Annotated in this window: 20 protein-coding genes; 4 read left to right on the top strand and 16 right to left on the bottom strand. The window is 62.3% G+C overall.

Going from position 1 to position 20,720, the window contains the following annotated elements:
• The first annotated feature begins 17 nt into the window (after positions 1–17).
• Complete coding sequence (locus ACA058_RS08290; protein WP_497638655.1) at positions 18–3,488, top strand: hybrid sensor histidine kinase/response regulator; 3,471 nt, start codon at positions 18–20, stop codon at positions 3,486–3,488.
• Between the two features lie 127 nt (positions 3,489–3,615).
• Here the strand turns inward: ACA058_RS08290 and ACA058_RS08285 are convergent, their stop codons facing one another.
• Positions 3,616–4,980 (bottom strand): DNA recombination protein RmuC, encoded by a 1,365-nt coding sequence (locus ACA058_RS08285; RefSeq protein WP_497639879.1) that lies wholly within the window; start codon positions 4,978–4,980, stop codon positions 3,616–3,618.
• A 175-nt stretch (positions 4,981–5,155) separates the two neighbouring features.
• Entirely contained in the window at positions 5,156–5,479 is a 324-nt protein-coding gene (locus tag ACA058_RS08280) for a sel1 repeat family protein (protein ID WP_497638654.1), read from the bottom strand.
• 970 nt (positions 5,480–6,449) lie between these two features.
• Between ACA058_RS08280 and ACA058_RS08275 the strand changes: the two genes are divergently transcribed.
• The 3 genes from ACA058_RS08275 to ACA058_RS08265 all read left to right on the top strand — a co-directional run bounded on the left by ACA058_RS08275 (position 6,450) and on the right by ACA058_RS08265 (position 8,836).
• Entirely contained in the window at positions 6,450–6,674 is a 225-nt protein-coding gene (locus tag ACA058_RS08275) for a hypothetical protein (RefSeq protein ID WP_007898912.1), read from the top strand.
• A 262-nt stretch (positions 6,675–6,936) separates the two neighbouring features.
• Positions 6,937–7,419, top strand: coding sequence for a hypothetical protein (locus tag ACA058_RS08270; protein ID WP_497638653.1), 483 nt, complete (start codon positions 6,937–6,939; stop codon positions 7,417–7,419).
• A 145-nt stretch (positions 7,420–7,564) separates the two neighbouring features.
• Positions 7,565–8,836, top strand: coding sequence for an OmpP1/FadL family transporter (locus ACA058_RS08265; RefSeq protein ID WP_497638652.1), 1,272 nt, complete (start codon positions 7,565–7,567; stop codon positions 8,834–8,836).
• Positions 8,837–9,077: 241 nt separating this feature from the next.
• On the opposite strand, the gene ACA058_RS08260 is transcribed toward ACA058_RS08265, so the two are convergent.
• The 14 genes from ACA058_RS08260 to cobO all read right to left on the bottom strand — a co-directional run bounded on the left by ACA058_RS08260 (position 9,078) and on the right by cobO (position 20,696).
• Positions 9,078–9,644, bottom strand: a complete 567-nt coding sequence (locus tag ACA058_RS08260) for a glutathione peroxidase (RefSeq protein ID WP_497638651.1) — start codon at positions 9,642–9,644, stop codon at positions 9,078–9,080.
• Positions 9,645–9,745: 101 nt separating this feature from the next.
• The gene (locus ACA058_RS08255) at positions 9,746–9,868 is read right to left on the bottom strand and encodes a hypothetical protein (protein ID WP_497638650.1); all 123 of its coding nucleotides are present in this window, start codon (positions 9,866–9,868) and stop codon (positions 9,746–9,748) included.
• Positions 9,865–11,073, bottom strand: coding sequence for an MFS transporter (locus tag ACA058_RS08250; RefSeq protein ID WP_497638649.1), 1,209 nt, complete (start codon positions 11,071–11,073; stop codon positions 9,865–9,867). The genes ACA058_RS08255 and ACA058_RS08250 overlap by 4 nt, the downstream gene beginning before the upstream one ends.
• A gap of 52 nt (positions 11,074–11,125) precedes the next feature.
• Complete coding sequence (locus ACA058_RS08245) at positions 11,126–11,530, bottom strand: MarR family winged helix-turn-helix transcriptional regulator (RefSeq protein WP_497638648.1); 405 nt, start codon at positions 11,528–11,530, stop codon at positions 11,126–11,128.
• A gap of 151 nt (positions 11,531–11,681) precedes the next feature.
• Positions 11,682–12,416 carry an adenosylcobinamide-GDP ribazoletransferase gene (locus tag ACA058_RS08240; protein WP_497638647.1) on the bottom strand — a complete coding sequence of 245 codons (735 nt, stop codon included), beginning with the start codon at positions 12,414–12,416 and terminating at the stop codon, positions 11,682–11,684.
• Between the two features lie 2 nt (positions 12,417–12,418).
• Positions 12,419–12,994, bottom strand: a complete 576-nt coding sequence (cobC, locus tag ACA058_RS08235) for an alpha-ribazole phosphatase family protein (RefSeq protein ID WP_497638646.1) — start codon at positions 12,992–12,994, stop codon at positions 12,419–12,421.
• Positions 12,991–14,046, bottom strand: a complete 1,056-nt coding sequence (cobT, locus tag ACA058_RS08230; protein WP_497638645.1) for a nicotinate-nucleotide--dimethylbenzimidazole phosphoribosyltransferase — start codon at positions 14,044–14,046, stop codon at positions 12,991–12,993. The genes cobC and cobT overlap by 4 nt, the downstream gene beginning before the upstream one ends.
• The gene (cobU, locus tag ACA058_RS08225; RefSeq protein WP_497638644.1) at positions 14,043–14,564 is read right to left on the bottom strand and encodes a bifunctional adenosylcobinamide kinase/adenosylcobinamide-phosphate guanylyltransferase; all 522 of its coding nucleotides are present in this window, start codon (positions 14,562–14,564) and stop codon (positions 14,043–14,045) included. The genes cobT and cobU overlap by 4 nt, the downstream gene beginning before the upstream one ends.
• 138 nt (positions 14,565–14,702) lie before the next feature.
• Complete coding sequence (locus tag ACA058_RS08220) at positions 14,703–16,154, bottom strand: cobyric acid synthase (RefSeq protein ID WP_497638643.1); 1,452 nt, start codon at positions 16,152–16,154, stop codon at positions 14,703–14,705.
• Entirely contained in the window at positions 16,151–17,143 is a 993-nt protein-coding gene (gene cobD, locus ACA058_RS08215; protein ID WP_497638642.1) for a threonine-phosphate decarboxylase CobD, read from the bottom strand. Before cobD ends, ACA058_RS08220 begins: the two co-directional genes overlap by 4 nt.
• Entirely contained in the window at positions 17,136–18,044 is a 909-nt protein-coding gene (gene cbiB / locus ACA058_RS08210) for an adenosylcobinamide-phosphate synthase CbiB (RefSeq protein ID WP_497638641.1), read from the bottom strand. Before cbiB ends, cobD begins: the two co-directional genes overlap by 8 nt.
• A complete protein-coding gene (bluB, locus tag ACA058_RS08205; RefSeq protein ID WP_497638640.1) occupies positions 18,041–18,691 on the bottom strand; it encodes a 5,6-dimethylbenzimidazole synthase in 651 nt (216 codons plus the stop codon). The genes cbiB and bluB overlap by 4 nt, the downstream gene beginning before the upstream one ends.
• Positions 18,688–20,088 (bottom strand): cobyrinic acid a,c-diamide synthase CobB, encoded by a 1,401-nt coding sequence (locus ACA058_RS08200; protein WP_497638639.1) that lies wholly within the window; start codon positions 20,086–20,088, stop codon positions 18,688–18,690. Before ACA058_RS08200 ends, bluB begins: the two co-directional genes overlap by 4 nt.
• Complete coding sequence (gene cobO / locus ACA058_RS08195) at positions 20,085–20,696, bottom strand: cob(I)yrinic acid a,c-diamide adenosyltransferase (protein WP_497638638.1); 612 nt, start codon at positions 20,694–20,696, stop codon at positions 20,085–20,087. Before cobO ends, ACA058_RS08200 begins: the two co-directional genes overlap by 4 nt.
• Between the last annotated feature and the right edge of the window lie 24 nt (positions 20,697–20,720).

Here is a 20,720-nt window from a genome sequence, read left to right as displayed (position 1 = left end):
GGTTGCCTGGAGTTCCCATGTCGCTGTCCAGCGGGCTGATTGCCGTCGTCGCCCTGGCCTATATGGCCATCATGTTCGCCATCGCCTTTTACGGTGACCATCGCAGCGCGCCCTTGCCGCCGCGGGTGCGAGCCTGGGTGTACAGCCTGTCGCTGGCGGTCTACTGCACCAGCTGGACATTCTTCGGCGCGGTGGGCCAGGCGGCCGAGCAGCTCTGGTCCTTCCTGCCGATCTACCTCGGGCCGATCCTGTTGTTGATCGGCGCGCCGTGGGTCCTGCAAAAAATGGTGATGATCAGCAAGCAGGAGAACATCACCTCCATTGCCGACTTCATTGCCGCCCGCTATGGCAAATCGCAATCCCTGGCGGTGGTGGTGGCACTGATCTGCCTGGTCGGCGTGCTGCCCTACATCGCGTTGCAGCTCAAGGGCATCGTGCTCGGGGTGAACCTGCTGATCGGTGCCGGCGCCGATGCCACGGGGGTTCGCGCGCAAGACACCGCACTGGTGGTGTCCCTGGTACTGGCGCTGTTCACCATCGTCTTCGGCACGCGCAACCTCGACGCCACGGAACACCACCGCGGCATGGTATTGGCGATTGCGTTCGAATCGCTGGTCAAGCTGTTCGCTTTCCTGGCGGTTGGCGCCTACGTGACCTTCGGCCTGTACGACGGCTTCGACGACCTGTTCGACCAGGCCATGCTCGCCCCGCGCCTCGAAGAATACTGGAAGGAAACCATCAACTGGCCATCCATGGTGGTGCAAACCGGCGTGGCGATGATGGCGATCATCTGCCTGCCGCGGCAGTTCCACGTGACCGTGGTCGAGAACATCGACCCGCAGGATCTGCGCCTGGCCAAATGGGTGTTTCCGGCCTACCTCGCCCTGGCGGCCTTGTTCGTCGTGCCGATCGCGCTGGCGGGCCAGATGTTGCTGCCCAGTTCGGTGCTGCCGGACTCCTTCGTCATCAGCCTGCCGTTGGCCCAGGCTCATCCTGCGCTGGCGTTGCTGGCCTTTATCGGCGGCGCATCGGCGGCCACCGGCATGGTAATCGTGGCCAGCGTGGCGCTGTCGACCATGGTCTCCAACGACATGCTGCTGCCCTGGCTGCTGCGCCGCAACAATGCCGAGCGTCCGTTCGAGGTGTTCCGCCAGTGGATGCTGTCGGTGCGCCGGGTCAGCATCGTGGTCATCCTGCTGCTGGCCTACGTCAGTTATCGCCTGCTGGGGTCGACCGCCAGCCTGGCGACCATCGGCCAGATCGCCTTCGCCGCCGTGACGCAACTGGCACCGGCGATGCTCGGCGCGCTGTACTGGAAACAGGCCAACCGCCGCGGCGTGTTCGCCGGCCTCGCCGCCGGTACATTCCTGTGGTTCTACACGCTGATCCTGCCGATTGCCGCCCACAGCCTCGGCTTGTCCCTGAGCAGTTTCCCGGGCCTGGCCTGGCTGCACAGCAACCCTTTGAACCTGCCGATCACCCCGCTGACCCAGGGCGTGGTGCTGTCGCTGGCGGGCAACTTCACGCTGTTCGCCTGGGTCTCGGTACTGTCTCGCACGCGAGTGTCGGAGCACTGGCAGGCCGGTCGCTTCATCGGCCAGGAAATCAGTGCCCGGCCCAGCGCCCGCTCGATGCTCTCGGTACAGATCGACGATCTGCTGCAACTGGCCGCACGCTTTGTCGGTGAAGAACGCGCACGGCAGAGCTTCATCCGTTTTGCCTACCGCCAGGGCAAAGGCTTCAATCCGACCCAGAACGCCGACGATGAGTGGATTGCCCACACCGAACGATTGCTCGCTGGTGTGCTGGGCGCCTCATCGACTCGCGCCGTGGTAAAAGCCGCCATTGAAGGCCGGGAAATGCAGCTGGAGGACGTCGTTCGCATCGCCGACGAGGCCTCGGAAGTCCTGCAATTCAACCGCGCGCTGCTGCAAGGCGCGATCGAGAACATCACCCAGGGCATCAGCGTGGTCGACCAATCGCTGAAACTGGTGGCCTGGAACCGTCGCTACCTGGAGTTGTTCGACTACCCGGACGGCCTGATCAGCGTCGGCCGGCCCATTGCCGACATCATCCGCTACAACGCCGAACGCGGCCTGTGCGGCCCCGGTGAAGCCGAAGTGCACGTCGCGCGTCGCCTGCACTGGATGCGCCAGGGCCGGGCGCATACGTCCGAACGGCTGTTCCCCAACGGCCGGGTGATCGAACTGATCGGCAACCCGATGCCCGGTGGCGGCTTCGTCATGAGTTTCACCGACATCACCGCGTTCCGCGAAGCCGAGCAGGCGTTGACCGAGGCCAACGAGGGCCTGGAACAGCGCGTCACCGAACGCACCCACGAGCTGTCGCAACTCAACGTGGCCCTGACCGAAGCCAAGGGCACCGCCGAGGCCGCGAACCAGTCGAAAACCAGGTTCCTGGCGGCCGTCAGCCATGACCTCATGCAACCGTTGAACGCCGCGCGCCTGTTCTCCGCCGCCCTTAATCACCAGGACGACGGCTTGTCCGCCGAGGCGCAAAAACTGGTCCACCACCTGGACAGTTCGCTACGTTCGGCCGAAGACCTGATCAGCGATTTGCTGGATATTTCCCGCCTGGAAAACGGCAAGATCAACCCGGATGCCAAGCCGTTTGCGCTCAATGAGTTGTTCGCCACCCTGGGTGCCGAATTCAAGGCGCTGGCGCGGGACCAGGGGCTGGAATTTCGCGTCAGGAGCAGTACGTTGCGCATCGACAGCGACATAAAGCTGTTGCGCCGCATCCTGCAGAATTTCCTGACCAACGCTTTCCGCTATGCCAAAGGGCCGGTGCTGCTGGGCGTGCGCCGTCGCCAGGGTGAGGTGTGCCTGGAAGTGTGGGACCGTGGGCCAGGCATTCCGGAAGACAAGCAACAGGTGATCTTCGAAGAATTCAAACGCCTCGACAGCCATCAGACCCGCGCCGAGAAAGGCCTTGGGCTGGGGCTGGCGATCGCCGACGGATTATGTCGCGTGCTGGGGCACAAATTGCGCGTGCGCTCGTGGCCGGGGCGCGGCAGCGTGTTCAGCGTCAGCGTACCCCTGGCCCGCGCGCAAGCCGCGCTGCCGACCAAGGCGGCCGAACTCAATGGCAAGTTGCCCAGCGGCGCCCAGGTACTGTGCATCGACAATGAAGACAGCATCCTGATCGGCATGAACAGTTTGCTCACCCGCTGGGGCTGCCAGGTCTGGACCGCGCGCAACCGCCAGGAATGCATGGCCCTGCTCAGCGATGGGTTGCGCCCGCAATTGGCGCTGGTGGATTACCACCTGGACGATGGCGAAACCGGGACCGAGCTGATGGCCTGGCTGCGCACCCGTCTGGGCGAGCCGGTGCCCGGCGTGGTGATCAGCGCTGACGGTCGACCCGAGACGATGGCCCAGGTGCATGCGGCGGGGTTGGATTATTTGGCTAAGCCGGTGAAACCGGCGGCGTTACGGGCGTTGTTGAGTCGGCATTTGCCGTTGTAATGGTTTGATTTTCGCGGTGGCAGCTATGACGCCATCGCGAGCAAGCTTTGCTCCTACGGGATTGATGTGTGCCGCGAGATCGGCGCGCAGCCTGTAGGAGCAAAGCTTGCTCGCGATGCTTTTCCGGTTATTCCGGCAACTCGACCAGACCATCCACATCCGTCATCGCCCGCTCCAGCAGATCCGCCGGCAAGCTTTTGCTGGCCCTCGCCCCCAGCAACTTGAGCTGCTCGCTGCGGCTGACCAGGTTGCCGCGCCCTTCTGTCAGCTTGTTGCGCGCCGAGCTGTAGGCCTTGTCCAGTTGCTGCAAGCGATTGCCGACTTCGTCCAGATCCTGGATGAACAGCACGAACTTGTCGTACAGCCACCCGGCCCGCTCGGCAATTTCCCGGGCGTTCTGGCTTTGCCGCTCCTGTTTCCACAGGCTGTCGATGACACGCAGGGTCGCCAGCAGCGTGGTCGGGCTGACGATCACGATGTTGCGGTCGAAGGCTTCCTGGAACAGCGTGGGCTCAGCCTGCAACGCGGCGGAAAAAGCCGCTTCGATCGGCACGAACAACAGGACGAAGTCCAGGCTGTGCAAGCCGTCGAGACGTTTGTAGTCCTTGCCGGCCAGGCCCTTGACGTGATTGCGCAACGACAGCACGTGCTGCTTGATGGCGATCTGGCCGATGGCTTCGTCTTCGGCTGCCACGTACTGCTGATAGGCCGTCAGGCTCACCTTGGAATCGACCACCACCTGCTTGTCGCCCGGCAGGTAGATGACCACGTCCGGCTGGAAACGCTCGCCGTCCGGGCCCTTGAGATTGACCTGGGTCTGATACTCGCGCCCCTTCTCAAGCCCCGCATGCTCAAGCACGCGCTCCAGAATCAATTCGCCCCAGTTGCCCTGGGTTTTCTGTCCTTTCAAGGCGCGGGTCAGGTTGGTGGCTTCGTCGCTCAGGCGCAGGTTGAGCTGTTGCAGGCGCTCCAGTTCCTTGGCCAGGGAGAAGCGCTCCCGGGCTTCAGCCTGATAGCTTTCTTCGACGCGCTTTTCAAAAGACTGGATGCGCTCCTTCAATGGATCGAGCAATTGCCCCAGGCGCTGCTGACTGGTTTCGGCAAAACGCTGCTCGCGCTCATCGAAGATTTTCCCCGCCAGCTCGGCGAACTGCGCACGCAGCTCGTCTCGCGAGCTCTGCAGGTCGTTGAGGCGCTGCTGATGGCTTTCCTGTTGCTCACGCAGCTCGGCGTTGAGGGACGCGGCCTGGGCGTCGAGGCGACGCAATTCGGCTTCTTTGCCGGCGCGTTCGATATTCCAGGCGTGGGCAGCATCGCGGGCATCGTCACGCTCGATTTGCAGCAGCTCGACCTCACGGCGCACGGCGGCGAGGTCCGCCTGTTTGGCGGCGTTAGCCTGACCCAGATCAGCGATTTCATCGCGACAGGCCTCGAGCTGCGCATTCAAGCCATCCTGCGCCAGATGCGCCGTGGCCAGGCGCTCTTCCAGCAGCGACGCCTGAGCCTGAGCGGTGCTCGCCCGGCGCTGCAGTTGCCAGGCCAACACCAGCAACGGCAGCGCCGCGCCCGCCAGCCCCAGCAATGCGCTGGTCAAGTCCATAGCCATAGCCACTCCTGCCGTTGAAATAAAGCCTGAAGGTTAACCAAGGCGTCAGGTCTTGGACAGCTCAGTCTTCGATCAAGCCCAGTTCCTGTTGCGCGCGCAAGTCCCCTGCCCGCGCGGCCTGACGCAAGAGATCCTGGCCAATCCGGCGATCCCGGGCATTGCCGCATTCACGGCACATCAGTTGCCCCAGCCGGCTCTGCGCAGCGACGACGCCTTCACGGGCCGGTTGCTTGAGCAAACGTCCGGCGATGTGTTTGACGTTCGGGTTTTCGCCCAGGCGCGGGCTGTCCAGCAACCACTCGGCCACCCGCATCGAAAAGCGCTTGGGTGCGGCAACCGTGGACGATTTGGCGGAGGAGGAAGGAGGTGGTGTACGAAACTTCATAAAGCACTGTGGCAGATCGGAAGGCGCGCCACTCTACTCTCTTTTTCTTACAGGTAAAGCCGAAAAAAACGCGGCACGCCCGTCCTAGAGCAAACGCTCGGGACAATCCACAGAAGCTGTGGATAACTCAGTGGACAACCGCCATTGAACTCGCGCAAAGGCTTGTGGAATGGGGCCTGCAGTCAAACTGACGATTTTTTCACCAGTTAAAAAAAGCGATGTTTTTCATTGACTTAAATTTTGGTTACAGGCACCCACTGCGTTTGAAGGCTGGATGACAGCGCCGTGACAGTCTGCGCAACTAATGTGCACAAGTACCTTCGTGACGGTTATATCACTGCGCTTTTTCGATGCATTTTTCTTGTTTGCTGGGGATAACCCCTCGTCAAACCCGCGCCCCAGGCAGCTTTTAGTGATGACCGCCGGTCGGATTCCGCGCGATGACCGGACAGCCCCCAGGCCGCGTCGAGCAGCTGGCGAACCATGGCCAAGCGAATATTCAATCTTTTTTGACAGCACACTTCCCTTTGCCTGTTCAATCCGTTAGTATCCGCGGCGTTAGTACCAAGCTGAAAGTCAATTCTGGTCGAACAAATCCCCCCGGAGTAGCCTTCCCACAGGAAGCCGCCACCGAAAAAGCGGGATCGACCACCTCGATGGTTTCCAGGTAAATCTTGCGTCGACACAGCCTTTGAATCGCAAAGGGTGTTGCCAGGTACGTTTACTCTGACCGAACCAGCCTGCAAATTGATCAGGATCTTCACCCCGGGCCCAGAACCTTTGCCCTTGATGTGTTGCCTGCCCTCCTAAGTACCTACCTGCCAGCCCAAGCGCGCCAATTATCAGCGCTTCAAACTGGCTGCTTTGTTCCAGTCGGGTTCTTCGTTCGACCAACGGTGGTCGTCGTCACTGGAACGTTTTAATTTTGCACGGCTCTTATCCGTGTCGCTTGTAGGAACACCCAATGACTATGTCTACTCAAATCCACACCCAGGATGCTATCCGCACCCTCACCAACGCTTTTGCACCGATGAACTGCCTGATCATGGCCGCTCGCAAAGGCTGTTTCAGCTTCACCCTGGTCAACGAACACGGCATCGCCCGTCACAGCGAACGCCTGTACCCCGATCAGTACTCCAGCGCCGAACCGCTGCAGGCGGTGATCGAGCGTACGCGTCAGGCACTGGTTGCCTGAGACGCCAGCACGACTGAAACACCAGAAGCCCCGCCCGAAAAGCGGGGCTTTTTGTTGCCCGACGTTTCACGATGCCTAAGTACGGATAGATATAAGGTTTATAACTGGCCGGCGGAAATATTTTAAAAACAGACCTTTACGCGGTGAATATGACACTAGACTTCAACTCAAGCGGCTTTGATCCGCTTCCGGCGAGCCTGAGTCGATTCACCGCTGCCAAAGCCTTTCAGGTTCGCCGCCAATTTGATGTATCGAGGGCTTTATGGGTATCGCTGCCAGCGAACTGTGCCGTTATGTGATCCGTCCGACTCTGATCTACCTTGGACGCCATAGCGCAACCGCCGAATCCCTGCTGCTAGGCATCGCCGCCAGCCAGTCAGCCCTTGGTTCCGCCCTGCACGACCGCCGTGGACACGGCCTGTACCGAATCGCCGAGCCCCGCCACCAGGCACTCTGGGACCACTACCTGGCACTTGATCCGGAACGCGCAAGCCTGGTGCGCGGCCTGGCCAGCCAGCACGCATTCCTCAGCGGCCCGCACGTCGAATTGACCGTCAACCTGCGTTACGCCACTGCCATCGCCTGGCTGCTGGTCGAAGAACAGAACACCCCGCTCCCCGAAGCAGACGACCTGCTGGGCATGGCTCGAATCTGGCGCCAGACCTTCCAGCCCCAAGGACGCCTGAGAGACTTCACCTATGCCTGGCAAACCTGTGTTGCACCGATGAATCTGGTCGCCTGCTGAAACCTCTTGATCCAAAGATCGCGCAACCGTGGCGAATCTGGTCGGATTGTCCTACAAAACCGCTCTAAATCAAGCATTACAGCCTATGGCGCCGGGACGAAAATGTTGGTAATTTTCGCCCCGGTGATCACCAGGAATTCTAACAATGAAAAAAGTAATGCTCAAAACCACCATTAGCCTCGCCGTTGCCTTGGCATCCACCCAGATCTTCGCAAGTGGTTTTGCCCTCAACGAACAAAGCATCAGCGGGATGGGGACAGGTTTTGCCGGGCGATCTTCTTCTGCCGACGATGCATCCACCGTTGTTGGCAACCCTGCCGGCATGTCGCGCCTCAAGCGTGAACAAGTGACCGGTGGTGTTGCATTCATCGACGCGCACACTGACATCAGTGATGCCAGCTCTACGAATGGCGGCACCAACAAGGGTGATATGGTCCCTTTCATGGGCGTACCGATGGGCTATTACGTCAAGCCAATCGATGACCAGTGGGCGGTCGGTTTCGGCGTCTATGCACCGTTCGGCCTGGTGACAGACTACGAGAACGGCTTCGCCGGCCGATACTTTGGCAGCAAGAGCGAAGTACGAATCATCACCCTCCAGCCAACCGTCAGCTACGCCTTCAACGACAAGGTGTCGATCGGTTTCGGCCCGACCATCAACCGTATCGACGGCAAGCTGGAGTCGAACCTGTCACTGAGCCCGAACCCAGCCGCACCGGACGGTGAAGTCAAAATCAAGGGTGACGACACTGCGCTGGGCTACAACATCGGTATTCTGGTTCAAGCCACCGACTCCACTCGCGTCGGCCTGACTTATCACTCGAAAGTGAAGTACAAGCTCGACGGTGACACCAAGGTCAACTACGTCGGTCTCGCTGCCCTGCGTCAGAGCCCGAACCAGAAGTACGACGCTTCGCTGGACATCACCACGCCTGAGTCGGTCGACTTCTCGGTCACTCATCAACTGGACGACCAGTGGACCCTCTACGCAGGCAGCACCTGGACTCGCTGGAGCCGCCTGAAAGAGATCACCGTCGAGAACAGTGGCGTACCTGCTACTTTGAACCCAGCATTCGGCACCATCACCGAAGAGCAGAACTGGCACGACACCTGGGCTCACGCCATCGGCGCCTCTTACCAGTTGAACAAGCAGTGGGTGCTGCGTACCGGCCTGTCGGTTGACCAGGCGCCAACCAACAACGAAAACCGCTCCCCGCGCATCCCGACGGGCGATCGCACGATCTTCAGCCTGGGCGCCGGCTGGAGCCCGACCGACGACCTGACCATCGACGTTGCGTATTCGTACCTGCGTGAAGAGTCGGTCAAGGTCAACGATGACAACGGCCGCCAGGCCTACAGCGCCAAGTATGAAAACTGGGCAAACGGTTTCGGTGTGGGTGCGACCTATCGCTTCTGATGACTTCGGGCGGGCCTGAACCCCTCGCCTGACGCAAAAAAGCCCCGCTCTCTGGCACAGAGGCGGGGTTTTTTTGTAAGCGCTTTTTTTTGGGAGCGAGCCTGCTCGCGATGGACGTCAACGATAACGCGTGAAGCGTGACACCCCGCGGCGCTCTCAAGTCCATCGCGAGCATGCTCGCTCCTACAGTACAGAGAGCGCGGCGCGGTCGGTTTTTCGCGAACGAGCCCCATCCCACAGGTCAGGGCGTGGAGGCCAATGGTGGCGAAGCCAGCGCTTTCTCCACCGCCTCGATGAATTGAGGATCATCGGGCGTTGTCAGGCTGGAGAAACTGGCGATCACCTTCCCTTGGCGATCGACCACGTACTTGTAGAAATTCCATTTCGGCGCACTGCTCTGTTTGGCAAGGACCTGGAACAGGTGCGTTGCATCGTCACCACGGACTTTCTGCGGCTCGGTCATGGTGAAGGTCACGCCGTAGTTCACGTAGCAGACCTTGGCCGTCTCGGCGCCGTCCTTGGACTCCTGCTTGAAGTCATTGGATGGCACACCGATCACCTCCAACCCCTGCTCCTTATAACGCTGATTGAGCGCCTCAAGGCTTTTGAACTGCGGGGCAAAACCACAGAAGCTTGCGGTATTGACCACCACCAGCGGCTTGCCAGCGAAACGCTGGCACAGATCGATGGATTCATTGGCACGCAACTTGGGCAACGAGCCTTGCAGCAGCGTCGGGCACTCTGCCGCCTGAGCCAATCCGGTAAACGCTACCAGTAACGCGGGAACCGCCAGCCAGCGCATCAGCATATCGGTGCTTCCTTGAAAGTTCGTGTGAGATTGAAGTTACTCGCCCTCAGTTGCTGCTAGCAAGCTTCGTTCTAGCACGCCCCCTTCCAGCATGCCGCCCTCTAGCACGCCCCCATGCCCAACTGCATCAACGCCAGGCCTCCCTGATGCCAGCCCCACCAAGCAACGGCCAGCAGCAAGGTGCAGACAGCGACGATCATGACCCGCGGCCAGAGGCTGTTCATGTCGCGCTCAACTGGCTTTGCAGGCGCGCCACCGGCCGCTCACGCACAGGCCAGTTCAGGGCGGCAGCCATCAGGCTCAAGAGAATTGCCACCTGCCAGATCAAGTCGTAGCTCCCGGTCCGGTCATACACCACCCCGCCCAGCCAGCCCCCGAGAAATGACCCGAGCTGGTGAAACAGGAAAACGATCCCACCGAGCATGGACAGATTTCGTACGCCGAACAAGGTGGCAACGGTGCCGTTGGTCAAGGGAACGGTCGACAACCACAGCAAGCCCATGGCCATCCCGAACAAGTAGGCGCTGGTCGTCGTCACCGGCGCCCACAGGAACAGCCCGATCACCACGGCGCGCAGCAGGTACAAAACAGTCAGCAAACGCGGTTTGGACATGCGCCCGCCGAGCCAGCCTGCGGTATAGGTGCCGAAGATGTTGAACAGGCCGATCAGCGCCAGCACCGTGGTGCCCACCGTCGCTGGCAGATGTTGATCCACCAGGTACGCCGGCAGGTGCACGCCAATAAACACCACCTGGAACCCACAGACAAAAAAGCCGAACGCCAGCAGCCAGAATCCCGAATGGGAACAGGCCTCGTGCAGCGCTTCAGAAAGGGTCTGTTCGTGGCCGAGTACCGGCAGCGGCTTGTCCTTGAGTATGCTCACCAATGGCACGATCAGCGCCACCAGCACACCCAGCGCCAGCAAGGCCGCCGACCAGCCGAGCCAGCCGATCAACCCGAGCGTGCCGGGCAGCATGGCGAACTGGCCGAATGAACCGGCGGCGCTGGCGATACCCATGCCCATGCTGCGTTTTTCCGGCGGCACCGCGCGCCCGACCACGCCGAGGATCACCGAGAAGGACGTGCCGGACAGGCCGAGCCCGATCAGCAGGCCGGCGCTCAGGGACAAGGTCACCGCCGAGTCGGAAAGCCCCATGCATACCAACCCCGCCGCGTACAGGACACCGCCGACCAGCACCACTTTCGCCGCGCCAAAGCGGTCGGCCAGGGCACCGGTGAACGGTTGCGCCAGGCCCCAGATCAGGTTCTGCAGGGCGATGGCGAAGGCGAAGACCTCACGCCCCCAGCCGAATTCGGCGCTCATCGGCGCCAGGAACAGCCCGAAGCCGTGTCGCACCCCCAGAGACAACGCCAGGATCAGCGCACTTCCCAGCAAAACCCAACCGCACGTACGCCACATCGAGGTCATTCTTGCTCTCCAGACGCGGGTATATACCCGCTTAAAATCGAACGAACCGGCTTCAAGCCAGTTCGTCCAGCAATTTCAATAACGTTTCACGCTTTTCCGCGCCCAGGCGATCGATCAATCGCTGTTGCGCCGCCTCCCAGGCCGGCAAGGCGGCATTCAGGCGCTCGGCGCCCGCTTCAGTCAGCACGACGATGCGATTGCGCATGTCCTCGCCCTCGACCAGCGTCACCAGGCCTTCACCTTCCAGCACCCGCAAATTGCGCCCAAGGGTGCTGCGATCCAGGCCCATGGCCTCGGCGAGGGTGGAAATACTCGGTTGATCCAGGCGCTGCAGATTGCACAGCAAAGAATACTGGGCAACGTTGATCCCGAAGCCATCGAGAGCGCCGTCGTAATGCCTGCTGACACCACGGGCGGCGCGACGCAGGTTGATGCATAAACATTGGGAATCGAGCATGATGCGTGTATATACCCGCGGTTAGAAGAATGCAAATTTATGTTACAGCAAACCCCTGTAGGAGCGAGCATGCTCGCGATGGAGGCACAAGCACCGAGGGGTATCAGGCAGCCAGCGTTTTCGTTGACGACCATCGCGAGCATGCTCGCTCCTACAGGACGAGCGCCACGCCCACCAGCACTGCCACCTCCAGCAATTCCAGCAACGCCCCCGCGGTGTCACCTGTGGTCCCGCCCAATCGCCGCATCATCACCTGCCTTAACCAGACGAATAGCAGGACCGCCAGCACCACGGCAATAACACCGCCAAGGCCCGCAACCAGGATGCACACCAAGGCACTGGCCGCCAACACCTGCTTGCCCGCCAATCGCGGAAGATGATCGGCCAGGGCCTGACCCAAACCGCCGGAACGCACATAAGGCGTGGTCAGGAACAACCCCAGCAACGCACTGCGGCCGATCAGGGGAACGATGATCAGGGCCAGCGCATGCTGCTGTTCGATCAGCGCAACCAGTGCGGCAAATTTCAGCAGCAATACCAATACCAGCGTGACCACCGCGATCGGCCCGCTGCGCGGATCCTTCATGATCGACAGCGTACGCTCGCGGTCACCGAATCCGCCCAGCCAGGCGTCGGCGCTGTCGGCCAGGCCGTCCAGATGCAGCGCGCCGCTGAGCACGACCCAAACGCTCAGCAGCAGTGCGGCGTGAAGCAATAATGGCGTGCCCAGCAACAGCCCGTTCAGCCCCCACAAAATGCCGCCGAACAGCACACCCACCAGCGGATAAAACAGCAGCGAGCGTCCCAGTTCCTCAGGCGTTGGCATGCCCGGCAGATGAATCGGCAGACTGCTGAGGAATTGCAGGGCGATCCAGAATGGCAACATGCTCAGCGCACTTCCCTTAAGACGCCACCGGGCTCGACCGACAGCGAGAACAGCGCGCCATGAGCCACTTCGACATTGAGCAGCTGCTCGCGTGGCAAGCCCCGGGCGTGAGCCAGCAATAAACGCATGACCCCGCCATGACTGATCAGCAGCACACGTTCTCCGGCGTACGCCCCATGCAAGCGCGCCACCGCCGTCAGCACCCGCGCGGAAAAGTCCGCGACCGGTTCGCCCTCAGGTGGGGTAAACGAGTAAGGATCAGCCCAGAACAAACCCAGGGCCTGGGCGTCGGTTTCCATCAGCGCCGCGGCACTCTGCCCTTCCCAGGCACCGAAGTGCAGTTCCTGCAGGTTTTTGTCCAGCTCGATTGGCAGCCCTGATTGCACCGCCAGTTCTTCGGCGAAGCGCGCACAGCGCTGCAACGGCGAACTGACCAGGCGATCCCAAGGCCCCTGCTCCACCACCGCTTCGCGCATCTGCGCCCAGCCCTTGTCGGTCAACGCGTCGTCGAGGCTGCCGCGCAAGCCCCCGCCGAGTTCGGTTTCACCGTGGCGCAACAGATCCAGATGCAAGATCATGCCGGACGATCCGCCACCGCCGCTTCGGCGAACGTCGCCATCTGCCCGTGCAGGTCGCAGGCCAGACGCAGTAAGGGCACGGCCAACGCGGCGCCACTGCCCTCGCCCAGACGCAACCCGAGGTCCAGCAACGGTTCGGCATTCAGGGTTTCCAGAACATGGCAATGACCCGGCTCGGCACCGCGATGAGCGAACAACAGCCATTGCCGGCACGGCGGATTCAATCGCACCGCCACCAACGCCGCGACACTGCAGATGAACCCGTCCACCAGCACCGCAATGCCTTGCTGGGCGCACGCCAGGTAGGCGCCGACCAATGCCGCGATTTCAAAACCACCGAGATTGAACAGGGTGTGCAGCGCATCGTCACGTTGAGCGCCGTGCAGTGCCAGCGCCCGCTCGATCACTTGCGCTTTATGACTGATACCCGCCGCATCCAGCCCCGTGCCCGGCCCGGTCAGATGCGCCACCGGGCAATCGAGCAAGGCACAGGCCAGGGCGCTGGCCGCCGTGGTGTTGCCGATGCCCATTTCGCCACCGATGAACAGTTGCGCTCCCATCGCGATGGCACGCTGCACGCTGTCGCGACCGGCCTGCAACGCACGTTCGCCTTGCGCCACGGTCATCGCCGGACCCTGGGCAAAATTCGCCGTGCCGGGACCGATGTTCAGGTGTCGCACACCCGCCAGGTTCAACGACGGTGTGATGGTGCCGAGATCGACCACTTCCAGGGAGGCGCCCAATTGCCGCGCCAACACGCTGATTGCCGCACCGCCGCTGACGAAGTTGTGCAGCATCTGCCCGGTGACTTCCTGGGGATAGGCCGATACCCCCTCGGCCACCACACCATGATCACCGGCAAAAATCGCGATCCACAACCGATCAAGACTTGGTTTGACCTGCCCCTGGAGTCCGGCCAGCTGCACCGCCACCGACTCAAGCTGACCGAGGGAGCCGGCCGGTTTGGTCAGTTGCTGTTGACGGGCTTGCGCCTGCTCGACAGCCTGGGCGTCGATCGGTTGGCACGGGGTCAGCCACCAGGATGGGCTCATAACGCAGTTCCTTTCAAAGTCAGGGGCAGGCCGGCGACGGTCAGGATGACGCGCTGACAACGCTCGGCCAGGGCTTGATGCAGCCAACCGGCTTCATCGACATAGCGGCGAGTCAATTCGCCCAGCGGCACGACACCCATTCCGGTCTCGTTGCTGACAAAAATGATTTCACCCGGCAGCGACGCCAGGCATTCGAGCAAGGCTTCGCGCTCGGCGTTCAGGCGTTCGGCATCTTCGAGCATCAGCAGGTTGGTCAGCCACAGCGTCAGGCAATCCACCAGAAGGCAGCGTTCCGCGCTGGCGCTTTCGCGCAGGACGCGGGCCAGTTCCAGCGGCTCTTCGATCAATGCCCAGTCGGCCGGGCGGCGGGCGCGGTGATGGGCGACCCGCTCGTTCATTTCGCCGTCCAGGGGTTGGCTGGTGGCGATGTAGGTCACTTGAAGCTGGCTGTCTGTTGCCAGTTTTTCAGCCAGGCGACTCTTGCCGGAGCGGGCGCCGCCGAGGATCAGTTGGAGCATGGTTCATTCCTTAAAATCTTCAGTGAGACAGCTGGCCTCATCGCGGGCAAGCCTTGCTCCTACAGATGCGGTGGCGTCCTTGTAGGAGCAAGCGGTGCGGCGATCCGACTTGCCCGCGATGACGCCGGAACAGCCACCTCAGAAACCGCAGAGTTCGCGCAACAGCCGGGTATCCAGATGCTTCTCCACCAGATCCGCCAGCCGCTCGATATCCCGCTCGCGCAACCCGTGATAATCCACATCCTGCACCTCCTGCAAACCCGCCCAACGCAACAGCGCACTACACGCTGCCGGGGATTCAAACAGGCCATGCAGATAGGTGCCGAAAATCTGCCCATCAACACTTTTCGCGCCATCGCAGCGGCCATCGTCCAACTGTACCGCGGCGTTTTCCAACGCCGGCCCGGTGGTGACGCCGGCGTGAATTTCATAGCCGCTGACCGGCGCGTCTTCCAGCGCCAGGCGCCCGCGCACATTGCGCAATTGCTTCTCTTCTTCGAGTTGCGTCTCGAACGCCAACAAGCCCAGGCCAGTGCTGGAACCCGGCGCGCCTTCAAGGCCCAACGGATCATGCACCTGCTCACCGAGCATCTGCAGGCCGCCACAAATGCCCAGCACTTTCCCGCCATAGCGCAGGTGTCGCGAGATCGCGGTTTCCCAGCCATTGGCGCGCAGATAGGCCAGATCGCTGCGCACGCTTTTCGAGCCTGGCAGAATGATCAGGTCGGCCGCTGGAATCGCCTGGCCGGGGCCTATGAATTGCAGGTCCACTTGCGGGTGCAGGCGCAGTGGATCGAAATCGGTGTGGTTGCTTATGCGCGGCAACACCGGCACCACCACTTTGAGCACCTGCTCGGCCTTGTCGGCCTGGCGCTGATCGATGCCGTCCTCGGCCTCCAGGTGCAAGTCCATCACGTACGGCAGCACGCCGATCACCGGTTTGCCAGTGCGCGCTTCAAGCCAGTCGAGACCGGGTTGCAGCAGGGCGATGTCACCACGAAAACGGTTGATGATGAAGCCTTTGACCCGCGCCTGCTCTGTGGGCGACAGCAGTTCCAGGGTGCCCACCAGGTGTGCGAAAACCCCGCCCCGATTGATGTCGGCGATCAGCACCACCGGGCAATCCACCGCTTCGGCGAAGCCCATGTTGGCGATGTCGCCAGCGCGCAGATTGATCTCGGCCGGTGAGCCCGCGCCCTCGACCATCACCAGCGGATACGCAGCGCTCAAGCGTTCATGGGAGGCCAGCACCGCTTGCATCGCGATGGTTTTGTAGTCGTGATAGGCCACGGCGTTCATCGTGGTGACCGCACGACCATGGATAATCACCTGGGCGCCGGTATCGCTGTTGGGCTTGAGCAGCACCGGGTTCATGTCGGTGTGGGGTTCAAGAAAGGCAGCCTGGGCTTGCACCGCTTGCGCGCGACCAATTTCGCCACCGTCGGCAGTCACCGCGCTGTTGAGCGCCATGTTCTGCGGCTTGAACGGCACCACGCTGACACCCTGGCGTGTCACCCAGCGGCACAGTGCCGTCACCAGCGTGCTTTTACCCGCGTCGGATGTGGTGCCCTGCACCATCAACGTGGTCATTGGCTTTCCCTGGCGAAGGCGTCGAACGCTGAATCGAGGCGTGTCCAGTCGGCTTCATCGCCAGGCAGGCCGAAACGCAGACTGCTGTTGTGGGTGAACAGGCGCAACAGAATACCGCGCCGGGCCATGAACTCGTGTAGCACTTCGGCGCGCTCGGTGATCAACCATTGGAACAAGGCGCAACCGCCCTGGGGTTCAAAGCCGTACCGCGCCAACAAGGTTGCCAGCCGCTCGCTGGCCTCATCGGCGCGCTCGCGCTGTCGCACATGCCCTTCGGTGTCGCGCAGGCACGCCTGACCCAGCACCCGGGTCGGTCCGCTGACCGCCCACGGCCCCACCTGCTCGGCGAGCAACTTGAGCAACCTGCGCTCAGCCAGGACAAAACCCAGGCGCACCCCGGCCAGGCCGAAAAACTTGCCAAAGGAGCGCAGCACGATCAAACCGACCTGATGGGCAAACGGCGCCACACTCAGGTGCGGCGTGTTGTCCATGAAGGCCTCGTCCACCACCAGCCAGCCACCGCGCTGGGCCAGGCGCGAATGCCAGTCGAGCAGACGGGCGGGCGTCAAGTTCAACCCGGTCGGATTGTTCGGGTTAACCACCACCAGCACGTCGAGGCTATCGACGAAGAAGTCGACCTCCTGCTCCAGCACCTCGCGTACGATGTAGCCATTGCGGCGCCACGCCTCGGCATGTTCGGCATAACAGGGCGACAGTACGCCGACCTTGCCCGCCCGCCGCAAGCGTGGCAGCAACTGGATGGCCATCTGCGAACCGGCTACCGGCAGTGCCTGCAGGGTACCGTAGTAGTCGCAGGCCGCCTGCTCCAGACCGTCATCGGTTTCAGGCAACCGTGCCCAGGCCCGCAGCGGGATGTCCGGCACCGGAAACGGCCAGGGCGCCAGGCCGCTGGACAGGTCAAGCCAATCGGCTTCGTCGATGCCGTATTCGTGCGCCGCCTTGCGCAATCGTCCGCCGTGCTCAAGCATAAAATTCAGACCCCACGCACAGAATCAGCAGCCACAACCATACCCCACGCTGCACCAGTTGCCAGCCGCGGTCGATGGCGTCGGCATCCGCCGGCACGCCCTCGCCCAGCGTCGGGCGCTGATGCAGTTCACCGTGATAAATCGCCGCCCCGCCCAGCTCGACGCCCAACGCACCGGCACCCGCCGCCATCACCGGGCCGGCATTCGGGCTATCCCAGGTCGGCCCCTGGGTGCGCCAACACTTCAACGCCAGCCGGGTTTTGCCCAGTAGCGCATAGGTCAGCGCCACCAGGCGCGCAGGAATGTAATTGAGCACGTCGTCGATCTTCGCCGCCGCCCAGCCGAAACGCTCGAAGCGTTCGTTGCGATAGCCCCACATCGCGTCCAGGGTGTTGCTCAAACGGTAGAGCACCACGCCCGGCGCACCGGCCACGGCAAACCAGAACAGCGCGGCAAACACCGCGTCGCTGCCGTTTTCCAGCACCGATTCGGTGGCGGCACGGGCCACGGCGGTCTCATCCAGATCACTGGTTTTACGGCTGACCAGATAACTCACGCGTTGGCGTGCTTCTTCAAGATTATCGCTGCGCAAGGCCTTGGCCACAGGCGTGACATGCTCGCCGAGGCTGCGCATGCCCAGGGCGCAATAGAGCGCGAGAATCTCGACGATCCAGCCGACGTAAGGTGCCCATGAGAAAGCCGTGGCCAACAGGGTCAGCGGCAATACGGCGATCACCCACGCGGTGACCCCATGGCTGCGCCAGCCGCGGCCGCCGCCATTGAAACGTTGCTCGATGCGCTCGGCAAAACGGCCGAACGCCACCAGCGGATGCCAGCGTTTGGGTTCACCCAGCAGCGCATCCAGCGCCACCGCGGCGACACTCAATAACGCCACACTCATTGACTCACTCCCCAATAATTTTCATACAACAGCTCACTCAGCGGACGCGCCTGCGCCCAGCCTTCGAGTACCAGCATCGGCGCCGGATAGAAGGCCTTGACCGGTCCCAGGCAGAGAATGGCCAAGGGCTTGGCGCCAGGTGGCAGGCCCAGCAGGTCCGCCAGGGCTTGCGGTTCGAACAGCGAGACCCAACCCATGCCCAGCCCTTCGGCGCGGGACGCCAGCCAGAGGTTCTGGATCGCGCAGGACAACGAGGCCAGGTCCATTTCCGGCAGGGTACGACGACCGAAGATATGCCGTTCGCGATCGTCCATCAGCGCGGCGACCAGCACCTCGGCGCAATCGTTGATGCCCTCGACCTTGAGCTGCATGAACTCGTCGGTGCGCTCACCGAGGGCCTCGGCGGTGCGGATGCGTTCTTGCTCCACCAGCAGCTGGATCTGGCTGCGCAAGGCTCGATCGCTGATGCGGATGAAGCGCCAGGGCTGCATCAGGCCCACACTCGGTGCCTGATGCGCGGCTTCGAGCAGGCGCCGCAGCAACTCGGGCTCGACCGCGCCGCCAGCGAAGTGACGCATATCGCGGCGTTCGCCTATGGCGCGGTAGACCGCTGCGCGTTCGGCGTCGGAGAAGGCGTTGTCGGTCATGGCCTCTTCGCGAGCAGGCTCGCTCCCACAGTGGACCGCATTTCTTCAGGCAATTCACTTACCAATGTGGGAGCGAGCCTGCTCGCGAAGGCGTCCGAACGGTCAGGCGCAAACAGCGCGGCAATCGCCGACGGATTGGACGGAAAATAGAAGTGCACATAAGAGGCTGTCATCCGCCCCTCACGATATACCGCCTCTGCCCCTCGCCCGCCGTTAGGACTCAGACCACGGGCAATCGGCTCAAGCTCGGTACTGGTCAGCGAATGATGATAAGTGTGCCCGCGCAATGAGCCTTCCGGCAGCTCCACCGCTTGCAGAGCCAATGCAGCAAGGCGCTTCTGCATTACCGCATCGCCCTTCAACAAGCCCACCAGCTCTGCACGCGTGCCCTCGACATCGGTCAGCGAATCGAGCAAATAAAGCATGCCGCCGCATTCGGCCAGCAAGGGTTTGCCGGCGGCGTGGTGAGCGCGGATTGCAGTCAGCATCGAGGTGTTCTGCGACAGCGCCACGTGGTGCAATTCCGGGTAACCGCCCGGCAGATAGAGGCTATCAGCGTGTGGCAGCGCGGCGTCACGGATCGGCGAGAAAAACCGCAGTTCGGCCCCCATCGCCCGCAACAAATCCAGGCTCGCGCCATAGGTAAAGGCAAACGCTTCATCACGGGCCACGGCAATGCGCACGCCAGCCAGCAAGGGTTCAACAGTCACCACATCTGGCGCGGCGAATTCCACCGCCGGCGGGAGCGCGACCTCACAACTGCTGGCCAGGGCGTCGGCCGCTGCATCGAGGCGCACATCCAGGTCATTCAACTCACTGGCCTGCACCAGGCCAAGGTGGCGGCTCGGCAATTCGATCCCGATCTCCCGGGACAACGCGCCGTACCAGCGCAGGCCTTCGGTCAGGCTGCCTTCGAGCAGTTGTGCGTGGCGCAGGGTGCCCACGCGGTTGGCCAGCACGCCGGCAAACGGCAAGTCCGGCTGATAGCGCGCCAGGCCCAGGGCCAGTGCACCAAAGGTCTGGGCCATGGCGGTGCCGTCGATCACACCGAGCACCGGCACGCCGAAATGCCGCGCCAGATCAGCACTGGACGGCGTACCATCGAACAGCCCCATGACGCCTTCGATCAGGATCAGGTCGGCGTCGCTGGCAGCCTCCCACAACAGGCGGCGACTGTCCTGCTCGCCGACCATCCACATGTCCAGCTGATACACCGGCGCACCGCTGGCGCGTTCGAGGATCATCGGGTCGAGAAAATCCGGGCCGCACTTGAACACGCGAACCTTGCGTCCCTGGTTACGATGCAACCGGGCCAGCGCGGCGGTCACGGTGGTCTTGCCCTGACCGGACGCCGGCGCGGCAATCAGTACTGCCGGGCAATGAAGAGGTTGATTCACAGCTCGACGCCTTTTTGCGCTTTGATACCGGCCTGGAAGGCGTGCTTGATCATGCCCATTTCGGTGACGGTGTCAGCCAGCTCGACCATCTCCGGCTTGGCGCCGCGACCGGTGACCACCACGTGCTGCATGGGCGGGCGCGCCTGCAAATCGCTGAGCACCTGATCGAGATCGAGGTAGCCGTGCTTGAGGGCGATGTTCAGTTCGTCCAGCACCACCAGGCCGATCGATGGATCGCGCAGCAGTTGCTGCGACACCGCCCAGGCCGCTTCGGCAGCCGCGATGTCGCGCTGGCGATCCTGGGTCTCCCAGGTGAAGCCCTCGCCCATCACATGAAAACGCACCTGCTCGGGGACGCGTCGGAAGAACAACTCTTCGCCGGTGCTGTTGCGCCCCTTGATGAACTGCACCACTCCGCACTGCATGCCATGCCCCATGGCGCGCGCGAGCATGCCGAACGCCGAGCTGCTCTTGCCTTTGCCGTTGCCGGTGAGCACCAGCAGCAGTCCGCATTCGTTCGGGGAATTGGCGATGCGTTCGTCGATCACGGCCTTTTTGCGCAGCATGCGCGCCAGATGACGTTCGTCACGATCAGGGGTATCAGACATGGGGAGCTCTCCGTTGAGGCAGGA

Source organism: Pseudomonas sp. LBUM1649, assembly GCF_059716155.1.
Note: the sequence above shows the minus strand (reverse complement) of the source record. Positions and strands in the feature narration are given on the sequence as shown.

Coding starts and splice junctions, on each gene's coding strand:
- cbiB (WP_497638641.1), bottom strand. CDS start 18,044: ATGAGTGTGGCGTTATTGAGTGTCGCCGCGGTGGCGCTGGATGCGCTG.
- cobT (WP_497638645.1), bottom strand. CDS start 14,046: ATGAGCCCATCCTGGTGGCTGACCCCGTGCCAACCGATCGACGCCCAG.
- ACA058_RS08290 (WP_497638655.1), top strand. CDS start 18: ATGTCGCTGTCCAGCGGGCTGATTGCCGTCGTCGCCCTGGCCTATATG.
- cobU (WP_497638644.1), bottom strand. CDS start 14,564: ATGCTCCAACTGATCCTCGGCGGCGCCCGCTCCGGCAAGAGTCGCCTG.
- ACA058_RS08265 (WP_497638652.1), top strand. CDS start 7,565: ATGAAAAAAGTAATGCTCAAAACCACCATTAGCCTCGCCGTTGCCTTG.
- ACA058_RS08245 (WP_497638648.1), bottom strand. CDS start 11,530: ATGCTCGATTCCCAATGTTTATGCATCAACCTGCGTCGCGCCGCCCGT.
- ACA058_RS08240 (WP_497638647.1), bottom strand. CDS start 12,416: ATGTTGCCATTCTGGATCGCCCTGCAATTCCTCAGCAGTCTGCCGATT.
- ACA058_RS08270 (WP_497638653.1), top strand. CDS start 6,937: ATGGGTATCGCTGCCAGCGAACTGTGCCGTTATGTGATCCGTCCGACT.
- bluB (WP_497638640.1), bottom strand. CDS start 18,691: ATGACCGACAACGCCTTCTCCGACGCCGAACGCGCAGCGGTCTACCGC.
- ACA058_RS08250 (WP_497638649.1), bottom strand. CDS start 11,073: ATGACCTCGATGTGGCGTACGTGCGGTTGGGTTTTGCTGGGAAGTGCG.
- ACA058_RS08280 (WP_497638654.1), bottom strand. CDS start 5,479: ATGAAGTTTCGTACACCACCTCCTTCCTCCTCCGCCAAATCGTCCACG.
- ACA058_RS08260 (WP_497638651.1), bottom strand. CDS start 9,644: ATGCTGATGCGCTGGCTGGCGGTTCCCGCGTTACTGGTAGCGTTTACC.
- cobC (WP_497638646.1), bottom strand. CDS start 12,994: ATGATCTTGCATCTGGATCTGTTGCGCCACGGTGAAACCGAACTCGGC.
- ACA058_RS08275 (WP_007898912.1), top strand. CDS start 6,450: ATGTCTACTCAAATCCACACCCAGGATGCTATCCGCACCCTCACCAAC.
- cobD (WP_497638642.1), bottom strand. CDS start 17,143: ATGCTTGAGCACGGCGGACGATTGCGCAAGGCGGCGCACGAATACGGC.
- cobO (WP_497638638.1), bottom strand. CDS start 20,696: ATGTCTGATACCCCTGATCGTGACGAACGTCATCTGGCGCGCATGCTG.
- ACA058_RS08255 (WP_497638650.1), bottom strand. CDS start 9,868: ATGAACAGCCTCTGGCCGCGGGTCATGATCGTCGCTGTCTGCACCTTG.
- ACA058_RS08220 (WP_497638643.1), bottom strand. CDS start 16,154: ATGACCACGTTGATGGTGCAGGGCACCACATCCGACGCGGGTAAAAGC.